This window comes from Paenibacillus xylanivorans, from assembly GCF_001280595.1.
Lineage (GTDB): Bacteria > Bacillota > Bacilli > Paenibacillales > Paenibacillaceae > Paenibacillus > Paenibacillus xylanivorans.
Map to the genome: position 1 here is coordinate 1 of NZ_LITU01000067.1, position 20,012 is coordinate 20,012.

Genomic DNA, 20,012 nt, shown 5'->3' on the forward strand with positions numbered 1-20,012 from the left:
ATAATTTTGTTGAAACAATGATTCAATAAATATCGGTTGTGCGTAACAACTAGCAGTATTCCCTTGTGGGAATTAATAAGTTTTTTAAGTGCATTTAGGTTTTCAAAGTCTAAAAATACATCGGGTTCGTCCATAATCATTAAGTCTGGACGATTAAGCATTTCCTTCATTACTTGAATAAGTTTGAATTCCCCGCCGCTTAATTCGGATATATTAAGATCTTTTAGCTTCATGAGGTTGGCCAGGTTTAGCTGCTTATTAATGATGTTTTCGAAATTATCCCCATCCATCGCCACGAAGGCATCCAAAGCCAATTGAACCTTTTCCAGCAGCGAATCCATATCCGACGTGGTGGCCATCTCCGCATAAATGGCTGTGATTTCATCTTGTATCTTGATGAATTCTTCTCCGATATATTCAAAAACGGTCATTTCTTTCGTTTTGTCTACTTGTGAGAACTGACTTACATACCCAATTCTGCAAGTTGGATCTATCTCTAACTTGCCATCGAACAAATATCTTTCCGGATCCATCAGTATATCTATCAGTGTACTTTTCCCACTGCCACTTGTTCCTATAAAAGCGCAATGTTGTGCCTCTTCAAACGTAAATGAAATGTTATTATATAGTTCCTTTTGCGGAAATGAGAAGGATAAGTTATCAACTTTTATCATAGTGTTACCTTTCTTTACAACTAAAATGGTGACTATTATTAAATGTATTGTCAAACACAGACTTTTAGAGTAACACTGTTTAGCACCAAGTTCAATCTATTTGTAGCCCTTACCCTCACTTCGAAATTCTAGTACTTTCTTTAGAATGGTAGCTTGTTGGACGATGTTCAGAATCAACCATTGCTTACGATAACGAAGATCCATCAAAAACGACTTATCATTCCTGTAAATGACGCGGCCGATTTATTAGGCCATTGTTATTCAAAGTCATACTATTATGAGAATTTTCCAGGGAAATGAACAAAAAAAGTGTATCCTGCCGCAATAGGGAGGATACACTTTTTTTTGCGTGACATGTTATCCTTTGTATTTATCCTTCAACATTTTTTCCATGGCTTGTATGACTGTAGTATTCGGTTCTGTATACTCATCCGCGTACGCACATCACTCAATATAGCGCGCTTCAAGTAGGTATCATTTGTCAGCTGCCTTCAAATGTCTTCATTGAGCTATAGTTTCCCGTTAGCGTAATCTAATTTTGGAGACAAGGTCATCTAACCGTCTCGTAAACGAGGCCTATGGCTCCAGAATCAAATGTCTTGTTTTCGATAAGTTTAAGATTGATCTTCTCCTTGAGACCTTGGAATAACGGCAACCCGCTGCCGATCAGGACGGGAGAAACTGTAATTTTATACTCATCTATTAAATCAAGCTGCATAAGGTAGTGTGCGAACCTAGGACTGCCGAGGATGACCATATTCTTGCCTGGTTGCTGTTTGAGCTTCTTGATCTCTACCTCGACATCTTCTTTCACCAGTCTAGAATTGTTCCATTCGACATTCTCCAGCGTCGTGGAAAAAACGATTTTGGCTGTCTTTTCGATCCACTCGGCATGATTCTGTTCATGCTGCGAAGCTGATGGGTTCGAAGGCACAGATGGCCAGTAGGCCAGTAGCTATGCATCATCTGATAAGTCCCACGTCCCCAAATGACAGTGTCGGCAGTACTCAGAATTTCTTTCGCGTGTTTCTCCAAATCAGCATCGTAGGAAACCCAACCAATGTCCATTTCACCGTTCGGCCCTTCTACAAAACCGTCAAGCGATGCATGCAAAAATAGAACGAGTTTTCTCATTTTCAGTTCTCCTTTGTTCATAGGGGTATCTACATTAACTACATTATAGAACATTTCAGCTTGGTTGTTTCTTATGGATTTACTAATCACAAATGGAGTATTTTACTAACCCAGAAAAAATCCTTACTTTATATTCTATAAAACTGCCCGTTAGCTTCATGAATTAACGGACGAAGATCAATTAGATATATGCTTAAACGGTAATCGGACTATGTTCTTGTTCCATTTCGGCAATTGTTCAAGTTCTTATACTTGGCTCGGGACAAGAAACTTGTACCGATAAAATAAAAAAGCCGCTAAAATAGCGACTTCAATGGGATCATGTTCTTGTCTCACTAAATGATTGAAATAACCTGCCCGAATTGCCAGCATCAATAAGAGCAAACCGAGAGTGCGAAAAATATTCATGAAATGGATTGTAATATACGAACGATCTCTTTTTCAATATCAGAATCGTCAACAGAATCCAGATGTTCAGGTCTTATCACTTGATACCGTTTCATTTTATAAAATTCCATAACTGCTTGTTTCAAGGTGAGATCATACCACTGAATACTAAATGTCGGTTCCATAATGCGCCGTAGCGTAGCATCATCTTGAACCAAAGACAGCATAGCGTGTATTCTATTGAAAATTTTCTTATCCATCCCGCTTTCAAAAAATATTTGTAAATTTGTATTTCGATTTTGTTGGGCAATGGCAATAGTTTCAAAAAGCTGCGGATAGTATTCCTTGAGGTCTTGCAGGAACAAATCGGAGAAATAAATAACACATATCAATGATTGTAGAAACGTTTTTTGAAAACGCTCAATAAAAGAAACGGAATCATCATTTACAACGGCATCAGCCTGCTGTAAATAGTTAACTCCATACTCTACAACCTGCTCGATGATTTCATCTTTCGATGAAAAATGCTTATAGAGCGTCACTTTGCTAATATCCATATGTTTGGCGATATCGTCTATTTTCAGTTGGCTGAATCTGGTTTTCCTAATTACAGGTTTGATTTTATTAATATAATGTTCTGCGCTCACAGGTTTTCTCACATTTATAGCCTCCTTTGATGCTCATCACTAATATTATAATATAATCATTGTTATCACAAACGATAATTATTAATTTTATTAAATTAACTATTTTAATAAAATTAGTTTATTTATTTACCTCTTTGTTGTATAATCTGTCCTGTAACTAATCCTAATTACGGCTTATACAGAGGAGACAAGATTAAAATGGAACCTTCCAGTAAGGGTAAGTATGTTGGTAAGAAAGTCGTGATCACGGGAGGCAGCAGCGGATTCGGCTTCACAACGGCCAAGTTGCTGGCGGATGAAGGTGCGCACGTTCTGATCACCGGGCGTACTCAAGCTACGCTCGACTCGGCTCGTGAACAACTTGGCAATAACGCGATCGCAGTGCTGAGCGATGCCGCGTCTCTCAAGGATATCGACGCATTGGCCAACCGGGTAAAGGCAGAGTTCGGCACGATCAATGCCCTGTTCGTTAACGCTGGCGTCACGCACTTCGCCCCTTTTGAGGCGGTGACGGAGGAAGTGTACGATGAGTTACTTACAATCAACGCCAAGGGTCCGTACTTCACCGTTCAGAAACTCGCGCCGTTGCTGAGCGAAGGAAGCGGCGTGGTGCTCACCACCTCTGTCGTGAACGTGTTGGGGATCCCGATGATCAGTGCATACGCAGCCAGTAAAGCAGCGCTGCGCTCTATGACTCGCAGTATGGCCCGCGAGCTGTTGCCGCGAAAGATTCGCGTCAACGCGGTCAGCCCTGGCCCCATCGACACAGGCATCTTGGAGAGGTCGATGCCGAAGGACGAAGCCGAACAAACTAAGGCGCAGATGAGCCAGGAGAATCCGATGCTGCGTGTAGGCGACCCCCTCGAGGTTGCCAAAGCAGTCGCATTTCTTGCGTTCGACGCCACTTACACCACTGGGGCTGAGTTCCCTGTGGACGGAGGCGGCTCTCAAATCTAAGTTACGGTGATAACCGTTCATCACCTGTTCCTACGTTGCTTCATCTGCCACTTGCGTGGCAATCAGATTAACCCTTTCGAGTTGATGATTATAAATCTCTTTCCTTCTATACTTCGGGGTGAATACAATGTGGTATTTGCACATCTACTTTGTGTGAGCTAGGCTGTAGCTCTTGTTTTCCATCTAAGACCATTCCTTTCTTTGAGCCTGAACATCTCAATCTAATCGGAATGGTCTTGGTGATCAAACCTTCGATCCCTCCACCCGCATAGTGAACTGCACCCCATTTGTTAGACACGACTAACAATAGAGGTGCATTTGAACTATGGTGGCTGCTTCGTTGGTTTTATTGAATTATCATTTCCCGTTAGTGCAATGAAAAAGCAGCCATTGTTTGGCTGCTCTGCTCAAATGGACTACTCAATTAAATTCAGATAAGTGAAGTGCAAAAATCAAGTGACCCCACGTAAAGATCTCAAAATACTCTTCTAATGTTCCAGGTCACCAGGAAGAGCAATATATCTATCTGCCAATTCCGCCATCTTTTCTTTACGCCCCGTATGCGCTATCTCCCAATTTTGGAGAAATTGAGGGAGGGAGCACTCGAATAAAAGAATCTCCATGTTCCACCACGGCATCAGCAAGAATTCCCATATAGACCTTAAATGTTTTCCTTTATCCAAGAACACAACTTATCAGCATAGAAAGAGCGTTCATCTGGATCGGACTGAGAACCCTTTGAAAGATAAAGTTGATCATTCACATATCTAGGGTAAACATGGAGATGATAATGCCACACATCTTGATTGCCAGCAGGTTAATTATGTTGCCGCGTAGAAATTCCATCACATCCATATGTACTTTTCATTGCAAATTCTGTTAGCTGAGCCGCGCGGTGAATTTCAACAGCGTAATCCGCAGGTAGTTCAAAGATGTTTTCGAACCAATACGACATACCTTCCTTTTGCCACAAGGGTTGAGGGCATTTTGAGGGGTTCGAAAACACATCGTATAATACGGTGATATATGAAGTTTGCCTACACACATCTTTGGTGCCCCAAGTAGTTAAACTTTCTGTACTTCATGAGTCTAGCTCCCAAAATCATATGGAGATTACATTCCTTGAAGATTTTTGCTATGCTGAATGCAAACATTTGGATATGGGAGACGGAGCATTGATGCCTAAAATACTGATCGTGGACGATGAAGCAGATCTTCGAAAGTTGCTGACCGATTACTTTGAAATAAACGGATATTCCGTCATGACAGCCAAGGACAGCCGGGAAGCGCTGCGGAAAGTGGAACAACAACCCGATCTCGTTTTGCTAGATATCAACATGCCTGAGCAGAACGGCCTTCAATTGTGCGAGAAAATTCGAGACTTCGTCTCTTGCCCGATCTTATTTTTAACGGCTCGAATCGAAGATGCCGATAAAATAGCCGGATTTCGGGCCGGAGGCGATGACTATATCCTGAAACCTTTCAGCATTCGCGAACTGGGGGCCAGGGTAGAAGCGCATATGCGCAGAGAACAGCGAATCCAAAGTAAATCCTCGGTGAGGTTTAACGAAGACTTGGTCATTGACTATACGGCCCGGGAGCTCTACTACCGGGAAAGGCGAATTCCTCTGGCAAAAAAAGAGTTCGACATTATCGAATTGCTGTCCACGCATCCCGGCATGGTGTTTGAAAAAGAACGCATGTACGAAACTATTTGGGGCATGGACAATCAAGGCGACAGTAGCGTGATTGCGGAGCATATCCGGCGTATTCGCTCCAAATTAAAGGAATACAGCTGCGCTAACCGAATCGAGACCGTTTGGGGAGTCGGATATAAATGGCCAAGCTCATGAATAGGCTGTTGCTAAAGCGGTTTACCTTACTGCAATCTTTTATCCTGTTGTGCGTGGTCATGCTCATTGCCGTGCTGGTCGTCATAACCATGGAGTTCGCCTGGGCGGAGAACCTGCGACTGCGTTTCGGAGAAACGGATTGGGTACTGCCCTCCCTCGTCGCGGCGGTGCTGTTAACCGTGGCCACTGGAATTGTCACCATGGCAGTTCTATTTTACAGATGGAAACTAAAACGTCCGCTGGAGCTATTAAAGCGAGCATCTGAGAACATCTCCGCCAACGATCTAAGCTTCCGCATCTCCTATGACAGCCGGGACGAGATGGGCGAGTTGATCGCGGTATTTGAAAACATGCGCTCACAATTGGAGAAAAACGTAAAGACGCTCTGGCGTTCAGTTGAGGAGCGGAAGCAGCTCAATGCGATTTTTGCCCATGACCTGAGAACACCGCTGTCGGTGTTGAAAGGAAACGCAGAGCTTCTCGCGACCTATCTACCCGAGAAGAAGTTGTCGGAAGAAAAGGTGCTGGACCTGATCCATACCATGAACCTTCACATCTTGCGTCTGGAGAGCTATGCGGAGGCCATGAACTCGATTCAGAGGCTGGAGGATGTGCCGGTGCATCACCAGTCGATGGATACGATCTCATTAATGGCTTTGCTGAACGACAGCGCCGAACAAATCGCAAGGCAGTTCGGCATACGCTTCATCTCTTCCATGGAATATGACAATGCCGTAATACATGTGGATCCCCATATCGTCATGCAGATTTTCGAGAATATGGTGGCCAATGGGGTGAGATACGCAGCCAGCCAAGTGTACGCTCACTATGACATTCAGCAAGGCACTATGAAGATTACCATCTCAGACGACGGTCCTGGTTTCTCGGACGAAGCCCTCTACAAGGCTGTACTCCCTTTTTACCGCGGCGAGGTGTGGGATGCGAGCGAACATCGCGGTTTAGGCCTTTACGTTTGTAAGGTGTTTTGCGAAAAACATGAAGGGATCCTACAAGTCGCAAACGGACCTTACGGCGGCGGAAGCGTGACGGCAAGTTTTAGGACCCAAGTTGATAAATAGTTGAAAATTATCTGATAGCATTTCCTTATATTGAATTCAAAGGAGTGTTATCATGATAAAACTGAAAAAAAGGATGTTTATCGCAATCAGCTGCTTACTATTGTTATGTTCCGTGTGGGCGAATCCCGTGTCCGCCACGGAAGCCCGAGACAGGACAGAAGTACTGCGGGACATCGATGAATATATGAATCGGACCATGAAGGCTAATTACATCAAGGCTGCGTCACTGGCAATTGCTAAAAACGATGAGGTCTTTTACGCAAAAGGCTACGGAACATTCGCAGATGGTCAAAGCGTTACGAGCGATACCCCTTTTCCCATTGCTTCGTTAAGCAAGTCCTTTACCGCATTGGCCGTTTTACAGCTGGCGGAGAACGGTCGAATTGACCTGGATGCGGCTTACTCTTCTTATTTTCCTGAGCTTTCTCCACAGGATCCCCGCGTTCATGACATCACGGTCCGCCATTTATTAAATCAGACCAGCGGTCTCAATGATAAAATAAATCCCGATATGACGAGGACTCCGCAATTCCAATCTCTGTATGAGGCGAACCAGTTATTAACGGAGGTTTCACTTGCCCATAGCCCCGGAACAGCCTACATCTATCATAATCCCAATTACGTGTTACTGGCGAACCTCGTAGAAAGCGTCAGCGGAGAGGGCTTATCGGATTACCTGAAAAAACATATTTTTGAACCGCTAGGAATGAACCATTCCTTCAGTGTCAGCACGACGCAGCAAATCTATGAGAATAAAACTATTCCGCTAGGACATTACTTGAGTTTGGGACGTTCCATAAGTCAAGCGGACCCGCTGTGGTTCATTGAAGGCCCCGCCGGTATCGTTTCAACCGCGGAGGACATGTCCCTATGGATGCTTGCCCAATATCACGGCCGCCTCGTTTCCCCCGCGTTGATGAAACAGTATCATGCAGCGGGAGCTATCGGTCCATACGGCATGGGCTGGCTTGCAGACCAAGACGGGTCCAGCGGCCAAACGATCTCCCATAGCGGCATTTTCTGGACGTACAAGTCAGAAGAAATGAATTATTTGAACGAGCAGATGGGCATCGCGGTGATGTTTAATTCTGGTTTAAACGCTTTTGTGAATTACTCAGCTTTTATTGATGGAATTGCGGATATTATGAGGGGGGAGAAGCCCGAAACCTCTTTTCTAAACGGCCGAAATATGGAAACATTCATGATAGCGCTGGTCCTTGCTACGCTTGTATGGGGCGTGTACGCCTATTTTCGCATCCGTCGGAGAAACAACCGCCTAACGATCAGCAAATTGATTCTAATAACGGTCGGAAGACTGATCCCGATTCTAATTCTCTTGTCTCTGTCCCCATTGGTGACGTTTATTGGCGGAGGCCGCGTGCTGCCTAGGTTCGGCATCTGGACTACCCTGTCGTCTCCAATTATATGGCTTGTTGTATGGTCGCTTGTCAATTTCGTGCATTTGGCTTGCTATTTTTACGTCTATGTTCAGAATACAAAGAACAGCCGTTTGGATTTACCTCAGTACATTTAGTCGAAAGTTTCAACTTTGACATGTTGTAGGAAAAGCTCTTCATTTAATCGGCTTCAAAGGGTCGCGGTCAATTAATTGTCGCCGGTTCCAATTCTATTATTGTTTGCGTGGCTTCCCCATATCGTGTTTATGTTGGAGTAACCACATCGCTCCCGTTCAGGAATTTTATTTTAGAGATAACGCCCATGCTGGGCGTACAAAGAAAAAGCAGCGTACAATTTTTGTACGCTGCTTTTTACTAATTTTATCAAATTACATCGAATTCAAGACATGTAAGAGATATTCCTTCCGATTTAATGGATTATGGTCGTATCTTGTACATAATGGCACTTCACCATTGAAAGGCTGATAGCCATAAAATTCTGATACAATACACCTTCACCTTTGGTCCAACCCGGAAGTTGGTTCTTAAATGGCTGAATGTTCTTAATCGGGATCATGCCATATATCATAAATACCTGGCCATTCTGAATCGGATCCTGATAGGTTGAAGACGCTTGAGTTAGTTTAAATAATCCTACTTAGACAATCAACAGGGATCTCTAATTCGAACCGATGTTACACATTATACGCCCCTGTTTTCCTCGATAAAAATAAGTTGTCTGAAATAAAAAGCAAACCGCTTTTAGTACGCAAGGTGGCTAGGTTTAAACGATGACTGTATTGCCCTTGTCCACGAGCCGGTTCATCATTTGCCACAGCCCCAGTGAAATCGCCGGCAGCTTCAGTCCACTTCTGCCACAGCGGTTATACGTCATCGTCGCATAGCGCTCGCTTGACGCCACGTAGTTGCTCATCGTAAAGTCCCCCTGTGAATCATTGCTTCAAAGGTATAACCATGTTCCACGTATCGGAAGCGTCCTTAAAACCATCACTGCCGTCCGAGACGGCCGCGAACAAATGAGTCGGCTTGCCGTTCTGGAACAACAGGAACGGCCGCTCCAGATTGCCCAGCGTCTGTACCGTGCCGTCATCATAGCGTACCGTCCGGGAATAGCCTTGCGGCTGCCCATGCAAGCTCCATTTCAGCCCGTCCGGCGACTCGGCGTAGATGCCGCCGTATTTTTCTCCGCATAGATGCCCTTCCATATCTTTGGCAATCAAATGGTATCCTTCGTTTGTTTGCCAGATGAAAGGGTCTTCAATATGGAACGACTCTGGAGGAAACACCGGCTCGTCACTCAGCACCCGGTACTGCCCCTCATAGTGATCCGCATACGCAACGCCAATTGTCATGCCGCCATGCAGGTTGCCTTCGTAGTGACGTGCCTTGTAGATCAGCAGCACGGAACCGTCCTCCCGGACACACGGAGCAGGATTGGAGGTCAGAAAGCTATCGAATCGGCCGGGACGCGTGGGCAATATCGGTTCGTCCGCTCTGCGCCACGGGCCCAAAACGCTGTCCGCTATAGCCAGACCTACCCGTTTGTTCGCCCGCGCCACGATGCATTGAGGATCGGTTAACCCGAAATTCCCGGGCGGCTCTGGATCGCTTAGCGGATGGGTCGAACCCGTATAATAAAGCAAATATTTGTTGTTATGCTTGACGATATGGGGGTTGTGCGTGCAGCGTCCGTCCCAATATTCCGCTCCCCTCGCCGGAAGCGCCACCTCGCAGAATCGGTACGGTCCCTCGGGGGTATCCGAGTCTGCCCTGACAATCTCTGAAGCCGTCATCCAGCCTGGATGCATCGGCAGTGTCTTCGGCCAGCGCGAGGCAAACATATGGAATTTGCCGTCCTCGCCCTGCACGACGGAACCGCACCATACCCAATAACCTTCCATACGAAAGCCGCCGCCACGCGGAGCCGGCAACATTGTGCTAGTATGCATGTACAGTCACCTCGTTTTTTCCCGCTGCTCCATCATTGCTGTGAAACATGGTCTCCCATCCTTCCAAATGAAGTGAATAACAGGACTGCTCCATACATCAATGGATCGACATAGTCATGCCGGCGAACCAAGCGCCGGCATGCTTGCACATATATCGATTCTAATGTGTATTCAGCCCCACATCGTCGGCCGCTAGCGGGCGATTCAGTAGAGGCGCGCCGGAATATTCGTCCGCCCCCACATCTGCTGTCGCCCGCATTTGACCGTCTATATCATCCAGCACGAACGCGTATGTCCCCATAGCTGCATCAATTGCCGGGCTGCTCGCGGACAGTTTCTGAATACCGCTCACCGTAATCAGCAGCGGATTGATATTTCGGATCTGCTCCGAGCTGCGCGATATGTTGCTAATAGTGCTGCCAAACCCGATGTTGCCTTGGAACAGCGTATTCGTTGTCGCCGCCTCGTAATAAAGCGTACCGGTGCTGTTGTATACGATATTGTTCGCCACGACGGAATCCTGCGGAGCATACGCTTTGCCCGAGCCGATGACGATACCGGTTTTGCTGTTTACAATCGTATTGTTGACGATAAGCGCCCGGTAAACTTTCCATTGTTTGCGCAATTCTTCGACCGTCGGACTTGGAGGGGAGCCTCCAGTACCGCCGTCGAAGTCGCCGTTAGGCAAGTAGATTGCTTCTCCAGTCAAATTCTCAAAGTAGTTGTTATAAATCTTATGGTCATTGCCGAACATCCGGATACCTTCCTGATCCGACTCCACGCCGTCCCCGAGGAAAAAGTTTCCATATACACTGTTGTTATGGCCATGCCGCAGCGTCAGGCTGCCCTTGGATGTGCGGAATGTATTAAAGCGCACCGAATTGCTGCTGCTCTTGACCGATATGATTTCCGGCTCTCCATCGCAATTCTGAAATACATTGTATTGTATCGTATTATAGCCCTGGGAGAGCGTAAGACCCGACAAGCCGAGACGAATTGTCTCTTTGCCGTTAGCTACCCATGGGCCTACATCATGGAAATAGTTGTATTCGATAATATCATATTGCGAAATTTGCCCTGAGCCGTTCTGTCCTTCGTAAGCGATCAGCGGTTCGGTGTCGCTCTTCAGTCCGAAGTCGTTCCGGTCGATGCGGTTATGATGGCTGTTCGTGCCCCGCACTTGCAGCCACATCAGGCCGCTCCCCGAGCTTGGAAGCGCAAACGTATTACGGGTCAGTCGCACATGGTGCGAACCTTCCAACACCACTGCGCCATTGCTTGTGTTCGTAAACTTTAATCCGTCCAGCACCACATGCGAGGAGTTCTCGACGCGGAAGCCTGACGCTCCCGAGATGATAGCCTGACCGCGGTTTTTCGCTTTAATGACGATTGGCGCGTTGGCAGTGCCGTTTTTGTTCTGAACAGCAAACGGGGTTGTACGCGAATACGTGCCGTTTGCCAACACAATCGTTTTGCCCGCCGTAGCGGTTGCAAGCTCGGCAGCCAACTGCGTGGAAGTGCTAACTTCGACGACCGTCCCTTCGCTACCGCTGCCGCTTGAATCGCTACCATAAATTTCGACCTCGGCAAAGCTGTTCCAGGCGTTCACCGAGTTGCCGTGCCCAACAATACGAACGTAGCGTACGGGGGCAGCATCGGCAAAATCAAACGTCTGCAAGCTGTTGCTCAGACTGCTGACCGCTCCCGAAAGTACTGTACTGAAGTTGTAGCCATCATATGAAGTCTGGATATCAAAAGCGAAAGTTCGCTCCGCCCCGTTGGTGAAGGCGATCTTCACGTATTCCACCCGCTTGCTCGATCCAAGGTCGTATTGGACCCACTCCCCCTCGCCACTCGCTGACCAGCGCGTGTTAAGATCGCCGTCGATTGTATACGCGACGATATTGCCGTCATCTCCACTGGCCATAAGTTGTGGCACGGTAATCGCCAACTTGCTTGCGCCTGGCGGAGATCCGCTCGCGGTGCCGTAGAGTTCAACTTCAGAATAGCTGTTCCACAGGTTGGTGGAATTGCCGTGCCCAACGATCCTCACATAGCGAGTAGAATCGACATCCGGAAAATCGAACGTTTGCAGACCTTCCACAAGGCTGCTCACAACTCCGCTGCTGACGGTCGTAAAGGTGGAACCGTCCGTAGACGTCAAAATATCAAAAGTAGAGGTGCGGCTTGCCCCATTCAGAAATGCAATTTTGATGGAAGACACTTTCCGGTTTACGCCCAAATCGTACTGAATCCATTGCCCGTCGCCATTTGCCGACCAACGTGTGACGAAATCGCCGTCCACAGTGTTGGCCGGAACGTTGCCGTCATGTCCGCTCGCCGTCACGTCGGAGCTGCCAATTGTGAACTTCGCATCGGCCGCCCCCACTACTCCAGGCATTAACGCAACCAACATACATAACAAAATAATGCACGTCATACTTTTGGTTCCCATAATTCATTTTCATCCTTTCCATTATGAAATGATGGTTATTGAATCATTCCCTTCGTTCCGTCCGGCACTTTCTCTCAAGAATACGGAAGTTGGGAGGAGCTTCCTATCCTCGCGGCTTCGTGATTACGGCCTTTGATCCCGCTTAAAAAACATGCTGGCTCCAGCCTTTGCTCTTCGCCAAAGCTTCAATATAATAGTAATCGCCGTAAATCAGCGATACGTTGATGTTGGTATTGACTGGCTTATGACCGGTTGCGCCGAGCAGGATGCCTTCATACTCCGGCTTGTCGAGCGCACTGTAGTTGTTCGACAGCGAGCGAAGAATGCGCGTGGCCGCGCGCTGATATATAGCGGCTTCCTCAGGAGCCACCTGCGACGCGATATCGATCAAGCCAGATGCTGCGCAGCTCGCCGCGGAGGTGTCGCGCGGCTCGTCCGTCAAGTCGGTCGCCGCACGGAAATCCCAATGCGGCACGTCGTCTTCCGCCAACGCGCTGATGAAATAATGCGCCACCCCCTTCGCCGCATTCAAGTAACGCGCTTCTCCCGTATAGCGGTAAGCGCAGCTCATCCCGTAGAGCGCCCAAGCTTGGCCCCGCGACCAGGACGATTGCGGCCCGAAGCCTTGTCCGCCGTCATAACGCTCCACTTCGCCCGTCTCCGGATCGAAGATAACGATATGATGCACTGAGCCGTCGCCTCGGATGAATGAGCGAAGCACCATATCTGCGTGGGCGACCGCAATATGCTTGAAGCGCGGATCGTCGCTTTCTTCACTCGCCCAGAACAGAAGTGGCAAATTCATCATCGAATCGATGATTGACCAGCCCGTCTGGTTGCGGGGCCAGGCTCGAATGAACTGTCCTGCCGGGTTGTACCTGCCCGCCAGATAGTTGGCGGCGAACAGCCCGCGCCGCCGAGCGTCCGGGTCGCCGGTCAGCTTGTAGCGGATAACTGATGTCGGCAGGAACTGAAAGCCGACATCGTGGTGGAAATGGTTGTCCCGCAAGTAACATTGCTCCATGCGTTCGTCCCAAGGCTCCGCCTCCTCCCGATAACGTTGCTCGCCGGTCATATCGTACAGAATCCACAGAATGCCCGGCCAGAAGCCCGAAATCCACTGATCCACTTTGATCTGGTCATATTTGCCCGCCGCCGAAACATGCGGCGCTTCTGTCCAGTCCGCTTCGATCATATGATCAACTTTAATCTTCACTCTATCCCACCAAGCCGTCAGCTCGGATGGTTTCAGTTTCACATTTTCATTGTTCATCTCTGAATTCCACCTCTTCTCCTAACCTTTAATGGCACCGATCAAGGCGCCTTTCACGAAATATTTTTGCAATAGCGGATAGACCAGAAAAATCGGAAGGGTCGCTACCATAATCGTGGCGTATTTCAATGTCTCGCCCAATATGATGATCTCATCCTGGGAGGCTCCTTCCGCCATGGAGTTTGCATCGCCAATAATCAATATTTCTCGCAGGATCAATTGCAACGGATACAGGGACCGATCTTGAAGGAAGATCATGGCGTTAAACCAGGAGTTCCAGTGGCTTACTCCATAATACAGGCCTACCACTGCAAGCGCAGGCTTGCATAGTGGCAGGAAGATCCGGAACAGAATGCCAAAGTCGTTGGCGCCGTCGATCTTGGCCGACTCTTCCAGCGCATCTGGCACTGCCTCGAACGATGTTCGCATGATAATGAAATTAAATGCGCTTATTGCGGTAGGCAGGATCAGCGCCCACAGCGTGTCCGTAATGCCCAGCCCTCTGACCAGCAAGTAGAACGGAATTAATCCACCGCTGAAAAACATGGTAAACACGATAAACAATGTAAGCTGCTTGCGATATTGCAACGTTTTTCTGGACAGGGCGTATGCGGCAAAGGAAGTAAGCAGCAAATTGAGAGCCACGCCTACAATGACAATAAATAACGTGTTGCGGTAGCCGAGCAGGATCATCGGGTTGCTGAATACCGCCCCATATGTTTCAAGCGAGAAGCCCAGCGGCTTCCAAAGAATACCCTTATGCGCCATCATCAGCGCTGGTTCGCTGAATGAAGCAAATGCCACGTATAAAATTGGATACATTGTTACAATCATGAGCGCGGACAAAAACAGCGTATTGCAAACCCGGAATATATGTTCACCCAAGCTTACTCGCATGCGAACCCTCCTCTACCACAAACCCGTATTGTTCAACTTCCGGCTTATCCAGTTGGAGCCAATAACAAGCGTGAAGTTAATCACGGAGTTGAACAATCCGACAGCGGAGCTGAAACTGAATTGAAAATCTTGAAGCCCGATCCGGTACACATACGAGGAAATGACATCCGCTGTCACATAAGTGGTCGGGTTGTACAACAGAATAACTTTCTCGAAGCCAACGCTCATAATTCGGCCAATGTCCAGGATGAGCAATATAACGAAAACGGGGAGTAGACCGGGTAGAGTAACATGAAGCATCTGCTTCCAACGTCCACCCCCGTCGATCTTGCAAGCTTCATATTGCTCGAGATCGATCGCAGACAGCGCGGCCAAATAAATAATTGTACCCCAGCCTATATGCTGCCATATATTCGATGAAACGAAGATTGTCCGGAAAAAAGACGGCTCCAGCAGCATCGTAACCCGCTCACCGCCGAAAAATGCGATAATATCGTTGATGACGCCATCACTGCTCGTAAAATCCTTGATCATACCGCAAATAATGACAAGCGAAATAAAATGCGGCAAATAAGTAATCGTCTGAACCGAACGCTTGAACAGCGTATTTTTTACCTCATTAAGCAACAAGGCGAGAATAAGCGGAGCGGGAAAACCGAAAATGAGATCGTACAAGCTAATCATCAGAGTGTTTTTAAGCACCCGCCAAAAATACATCCCGCCAAAAAAGTCTTTGAAATGCTCCAGTCCTACCCACGCGCTGCCCCCAATTCCAAGCCGGGGGTTAAAATCCTTGAACGCAATAATCGAACCGTACATCGGGAAATAATGAAAAATAATGAAATATAACAAAACAGGAGTAAGCATCATGTACAAATACTTGTTCTTAACCATGTCTTTCGCGATATTAAGCGGCAGACGACCGACATGCGTTACTTTGCTGCGTCCCAGCTTCAACTGAGCCATCTCCTACTCCTCCTATCCACATCCAGCATCATCGGCAGGGGATCTGTACCATTCCCTTGCCCCCACGGCAGCCTGCAGCCAGCCGTGGGACACTACATGGAGTTATCTGTTGTTGTAGCGTTCCAAGGCGCCTTGATAGATGTCGATTACATCGCGAATCCCCATATCTTCCAGCTGCTTCACAAAGCTGTCGAACTTGTCGAGCGGCTCGTTGCCCATTACAAATTTGATGAACATTTCTTCCAAATACGTGTTGATTGCCGTCATCGTCTGCGCTACCTTCTTGCTCTCATCTACAGTAGGCGTAATAAACGCGGGCAAAATATGTTTCGCCGCATCGGTCTCCGACCAAATCTGGACCGCCTCGTCCTGTTGCGGGAACGTGTTGGTCGTTTTTTGCTCATGCATCGGAAATGGACCGTTCGGAACCGTATACTGCGCCAACATCTGTTGTGAAGTGTACTTCTCGTTTTTTACGATCATATCGGTAAATTTCGGAACGCCGTTGTCCATCGTGTAGCTTTCGCCTTCAACGCCGAAGTTGTACATCATGGTTCCTTGCTCGCTAAATGCGAAGTCCAGCCATTTTACGATCGTTTCCAGGTCTTTCGCCGATGTCGTCACGGCCGCGCTTGCTTTCGGGTTATATTTGAAATCGCGCTGTCCAGTGAACGGTTTTTCTCCTGCTTTCAATACCGGATAAGGAGCCGCTACGAGATCAAAAGCCGGATTTTGGGCTTTGCCGGACTCCAGCCATTTGCCCATGCCGCCGCCCAGCAGGAAAACAGTCGCGCCGGACTCGCCGTTCAGAAGCCGCTTATCCAGCGTGTTGCGCTCGACGATCGGGAAGTCTTTATCAATCAGCCCTTCGGAATACCACTGGCGGAACAACGTCATAACATCCTTATATTGCGGATCTAACGGGCCGTATTTCACTTTGCCTTGGTCGTCAATATAGAAGCCCTGCGACGTTTTGTATGCGCCGAAGAACGCCTCCTGCAAATTCATTTTGTTCGCGTATAGCGCCGTCAGCGGTGCTACGGCACCTTTTTTCTCTTTGAACGCAGTCAGAACCTTATGCCAATCGTCTACCGTTACAGGCAATTGCAGCCCTAGCTCATCCAACCAATCTTTGCGCAGCATTGGTCCGCGGAAGACTAATCCTTCCGCGTTGCGCACCATTGGGAAGACGTAATATTGGCCACTGTCGGTTTTCACCATTTTATCGAGCTCGGGATTAGCTTCCAGCATCTTCTTCAGGTTAGGCGCATATTGGTCGATCAAATCGTTTAGCGGTACGATAACCCCGTCTGAAATCGCCTTCTCCGGTCCACCCGGATAAATACTCCAGTCGTACTCCAGCACATCCGGCAGCTTACTGGAAGCCAGCAACAAATTAAACTGCTCTTCAGCTTGACCGTCGGTCGGGTGGATGTAGTTCACTTTCACGCCGGTAGCTTCTGCAATTGCCTTCCCGACCGGCGCTTCCGCCAGATTTGTTGTAAATGTAATCAGGTTTCCGTTGATTGGAGCCCAGTACGAGAAAGTATCTTTTGTATCCAGCGGATACACCGGCTTATCCGACCCCTCGTTGCCTTTGCTTACGCCATCGCCGCCCTTATTGCTGACGGCGCTTTGAGTCGGCTCTGTCTTATCCTTGTTTCCAGAGCCCCCATTACTGGAGCATGCGGTTAACAACAATGAAAGTACCATTACGATCCCCAGTGTGAGCCGGAGTCTTTTACGAGTCTTGCCGTTGCGATTTTTCGCCATTGTTCCCCTCCGTTCGTTTCGTCTCGAATAAGTTGGTTTGAATACGCTTTCAACATAACGTTAATCCGCTGCTACAAGCTATCGTTAAAACCTAAAATATACTGCAATTTCTCAAAAAAGAGGGTAACAAAACCGCATGTTTGCCACTTTTTCTTCAAAAAGAAAGCCCGAGAGCTACTTGACTTCCCTGTAGCGCCCGGGCGTTATCCCTTCAAATTTTTTGAATATGCGGTGGAAGGTATTCACATCGTTGTAACCAACCATCAGCGATATTTCGCTGACCGTATATTTCCCGCCGGTAAGCAGCATTTTGGCCTGCACCAGCCGCGTCTTGTTAATATAATCGAGCAGAGATTCGCCGGCAAGATCCTTGAACAGTTTGGAAACATACGACGGCGTCATGGAGAAGGCTTCCCCGATCATCGAAATGTTCAGGTTCTCGTCCTGGTAATACTCGTTGACATATTTCATGACCTTATCGATTAGCGGATTGCTGCAGTATTCGCGGTTATTATTAACATAGCCGCACAGAAGCTCTAGCATATCGTAAAGCTGGCTGCGCATCTCCCCTACCGTCTTGCATTGCATCAGGCGTTCGATGGCGCGCACTCCGTCAGGCATATCCGGCTTGCCCGTGATGCGGATTTCGCCGATTACTTTTTGCAGCGTAGCCATTAGATCGAACATGAGACATTTGGCTGTATGAAAAGGAAACGGCTCCGCCGTCACATTTTTCTGAATGATCTCCCCAACGAACGCTTTCGCCTTATCGAGCTGCCCTTCGCGAACCATAACGATCAATTGCTGCTCGGCCTTGAGCGGATAAAAATAACCACCTGGAGCTGCCCCTAGGTTGTCGTTGCCGCCCAGGTCCCCATAATGAATAATACCCCCGCTGCCTGCAATGATACGGTATTCCATCGCCTCGATCGCTTCCTGGAACGCCTGGAAGATGCCATATTCGCCCTCCTGTTGCGCGCTGATGGCAGCGGTCAACTGAACATGGGCATGATTGGAGATGAAAGACATCGTTTCTTCCGCGATGTGCCCCAGCTCCCCCCGCTGCTCCGCCGGCGATGTAAGCTTATGGTTGACGATGCAGGCGAGCAACTCCTGGTCCAGCTCTACCGCATAGGCGTTTACTGACTTTCGCGCGACCTCCTCGACCACGTTGGCGATCAGGAAGTGCAGCAACCGCTTGTTATGGACCTGATCCTCATCCTTCCGATGGAACTTGCCGAAATGCTCGATGCGCAGCAAAATAACAGAAAATCCGCTCAGCGGGAAACGTAGATCATAGGCTGAGAACGATTCGTGCAATGGGATATGGCTGTCGAGTTGCCCCTTCAGCAGCCGCTGCAAAAAGTGCGATCTGAGTGTATTGTTATGCTGATTCAGCTTGTAATGAAGCTCCTCCTTCTCATGGAAGGTGCTGCTCAGCGCCTGCTCCAGAAAGGAGTATTCATTGGAGCCGCGATCAAAGGTAAAGCCCGCCTTGAACGACAAGCTCTGGATCAGCGCATGGATCGGCAGGTAGTTCCGCTTGAGGAGCCAATACGTCACGCCACCGCCAACAATAAGGCAAAGCAAGATGCTGGCGATCGTCAATTGCTCTACCACGTTCATCTTCTGGTGATATACGTTCGCCGGCAGCGTCATCACATATTTCCATCCCGTAATGGATGAGGTTGTGTAGGATGCAACAAGCCGGCGACCGGCAGTCTCGATCTCAAGTTGTCCCGATTCTCCCGGCATATCGCCATATAGTAGAGCAGGTTCCGACAGCGACTCGCCCGTAGATGCAATGAATCGGTTGTCTTCATCCAGAATAAAGATCGTACCTTTCTCAGGCGCCGAAGCTTGCTCCAGCAGCTTGCTGCGGTCAATCATGAACAGCAAGACAGCTCCAGGTTGATTCATGATTATTGAGTTCACATTTTGGGCATACATGACCGTAGGCCGCCACTCATTCTCTTCAGGCACAACAACGGAGTGGTAGCCTTTAATGTACCATTGGTCAAAATATTCTCGAAACGACTGGAACGGCATATGCTCTTCAAGGCGAATATGGTCGTATAACGCTTCGATGTTCATACGGTTGTTGCGGGCGATGACCGTATCGCTATTTTTGTAGTAAATATAAATGCCTTCAAGAAAATCGTTAGCGATTTCATATACGCGCAAATCATTAGCGATTTGGTATATATCATAGTGGTCCGAATCAGACATATCGGTATCGGCCGAAATAAATGCTGCGATTCGCCTGTTGAGGCTCACCTCGAGGCTTAGATTCTCGATTCCTTTGAACTGGCTATCTATGGCTTGCTCCATCTGAAGAAGAATAGATTGGTTGGCACGGTTAATTTCAGCCTTTACAACGTTCAGCGTCGCGCCGTATATAACGCCGCTGATCAGAATGGGCACGAGCAGCACCGAGACGTAGGAAAGCATCCAGGTCAGGAATACGCTGCGATTTTTATGCCGGAGCTGCTTCAGATAGATTGTCCACCGGTTTCGAGTTTGGGCCATAGGTTCTCCTCCATGTTAGCT

At 48.0% G+C, this 20,012-nt stretch carries 15 protein-coding genes and 2 pseudogenes; 4 read left to right on the forward strand and 13 right to left on the reverse strand.

The window, feature by feature from the left end; translation table 11 throughout:
- The 3 genes and pseudogenes from AMS66_RS18440 to AMS66_RS18450 all read right to left on the reverse strand — a co-directional run.
- Positions 1-674 (reverse strand): ATP-binding cassette domain-containing protein (locus AMS66_RS18440; protein WP_144424536.1); only part of this gene is annotated, 674 nt, incomplete at its 3' end.
- A 550-nt stretch (positions 675-1,224) separates the two neighbouring features.
- Positions 1,225-1,808, reverse strand: a pseudogene (locus AMS66_RS34565) (dihydrofolate reductase family protein).
- A gap of 404 nt (positions 1,809-2,212) precedes the next feature.
- Positions 2,213-2,854: a TetR/AcrR family transcriptional regulator gene (locus tag AMS66_RS18450; protein WP_053782197.1), complete on the reverse strand. Its 642-nt coding sequence runs from the start codon at positions 2,852-2,854 to the stop codon at positions 2,213-2,215.
- Positions 2,855-3,040: 186 nt separating this feature from the next.
- On the opposite strand from AMS66_RS18450, the gene AMS66_RS18455 reads away from it, so the two are divergent.
- Positions 3,041-3,799, forward strand: a complete 759-nt coding sequence (locus AMS66_RS18455; protein ID WP_053782198.1) for an SDR family oxidoreductase — start codon at positions 3,041-3,043, stop codon at positions 3,797-3,799.
- An 87-nt stretch (positions 3,800-3,886) separates the two neighbouring features.
- Here the strand turns inward: AMS66_RS18455 and AMS66_RS34730 are convergent.
- Positions 3,887-3,943, reverse strand: a pseudogene (locus tag AMS66_RS34730) (IS200/IS605 family transposase); the annotation flags it as partial.
- Between the two features lie 1,034 nt (positions 3,944-4,977).
- On the opposite strand from AMS66_RS34730, the gene AMS66_RS18460 reads away from it, so the two are divergent.
- From AMS66_RS18460 to AMS66_RS18470, 3 genes are read left to right on the forward strand one after another with little or no spacing between them, the layout of a single operon-like run.
- Complete coding sequence (locus AMS66_RS18460; RefSeq protein ID WP_053782199.1) at positions 4,978-5,652, forward strand: response regulator transcription factor; 675 nt, start codon at positions 4,978-4,980, stop codon at positions 5,650-5,652.
- On the forward strand, positions 5,637-6,731 hold the full coding sequence (locus tag AMS66_RS18465; RefSeq protein ID WP_053782200.1) for a HAMP domain-containing sensor histidine kinase: 1,095 nt from the start codon (positions 5,637-5,639) through the stop codon (positions 6,729-6,731). Before AMS66_RS18460 ends, AMS66_RS18465 begins: the two co-directional genes overlap by 16 nt.
- A gap of 52 nt (positions 6,732-6,783) precedes the next feature.
- Positions 6,784-8,265 (forward strand): serine hydrolase domain-containing protein, encoded by a 1,482-nt coding sequence (locus AMS66_RS18470; RefSeq protein WP_053782201.1) that lies wholly within the window; start codon positions 6,784-6,786, stop codon positions 8,263-8,265.
- A 647-nt stretch (positions 8,266-8,912) separates the two neighbouring features.
- Here the strand turns inward: AMS66_RS18470 and AMS66_RS32380 are convergent.
- The 9 genes from AMS66_RS32380 to AMS66_RS18505 all read right to left on the reverse strand — a co-directional run bounded on the left by AMS66_RS32380 (position 8,913) and on the right by AMS66_RS18505 (position 19,991).
- Positions 8,913-9,062: a hypothetical protein gene (locus AMS66_RS32380; RefSeq protein WP_201782195.1), complete on the reverse strand. Its 150-nt coding sequence runs from the start codon at positions 9,060-9,062 to the stop codon at positions 8,913-8,915.
- A gap of 19 nt (positions 9,063-9,081) precedes the next feature.
- Complete coding sequence (locus tag AMS66_RS33885; RefSeq protein WP_236703500.1) at positions 9,082-9,708, reverse strand: glycoside hydrolase family protein; 627 nt, start codon at positions 9,706-9,708, stop codon at positions 9,082-9,084.
- A 94-nt stretch (positions 9,709-9,802) separates the two neighbouring features.
- Entirely contained in the window at positions 9,803-10,033 is a 231-nt protein-coding gene (locus tag AMS66_RS33890; RefSeq protein WP_236703501.1) for a hypothetical protein, read from the reverse strand.
- A 225-nt stretch (positions 10,034-10,258) separates the two neighbouring features.
- Positions 10,259-12,553, reverse strand: coding sequence for a chondroitinase-B domain-containing protein (locus AMS66_RS18480; protein WP_053782202.1), 2,295 nt, complete (start codon positions 12,551-12,553; stop codon positions 10,259-10,261).
- A gap of 142 nt (positions 12,554-12,695) precedes the next feature.
- Positions 12,696-13,826 (reverse strand): glycoside hydrolase family 88 protein, encoded by a 1,131-nt coding sequence (locus AMS66_RS18485; protein WP_053782203.1) that lies wholly within the window; start codon positions 13,824-13,826, stop codon positions 12,696-12,698.
- A gap of 21 nt (positions 13,827-13,847) precedes the next feature.
- On the reverse strand, positions 13,848-14,723 hold the full coding sequence (locus tag AMS66_RS18490; protein WP_053782204.1) for a carbohydrate ABC transporter permease: 876 nt from the start codon (positions 14,721-14,723) through the stop codon (positions 13,848-13,850).
- A 12-nt stretch (positions 14,724-14,735) separates the two neighbouring features.
- Positions 14,736-15,617: an ABC transporter permease gene (locus tag AMS66_RS18495; RefSeq protein WP_236703504.1), complete on the reverse strand. Its 882-nt coding sequence runs from the start codon at positions 15,615-15,617 to the stop codon at positions 14,736-14,738.
- 174 nt (positions 15,618-15,791) lie between these two features.
- Positions 15,792-17,462 carry a type 2 periplasmic-binding domain-containing protein gene (locus AMS66_RS18500; RefSeq protein ID WP_053782205.1) on the reverse strand — a complete coding sequence of 557 codons (1,671 nt, stop codon included), beginning with the start codon at positions 17,460-17,462 and terminating at the stop codon, positions 15,792-15,794.
- Between the two features lie 174 nt (positions 17,463-17,636).
- The gene (locus AMS66_RS18505) at positions 17,637-19,991 is read right to left on the reverse strand and encodes an AraC family transcriptional regulator (protein WP_053782206.1); all 2,355 of its coding nucleotides are present in this window, start codon (positions 19,989-19,991) and stop codon (positions 17,637-17,639) included.
- Positions 19,992-20,012: the final 21 nt, after the last annotated feature.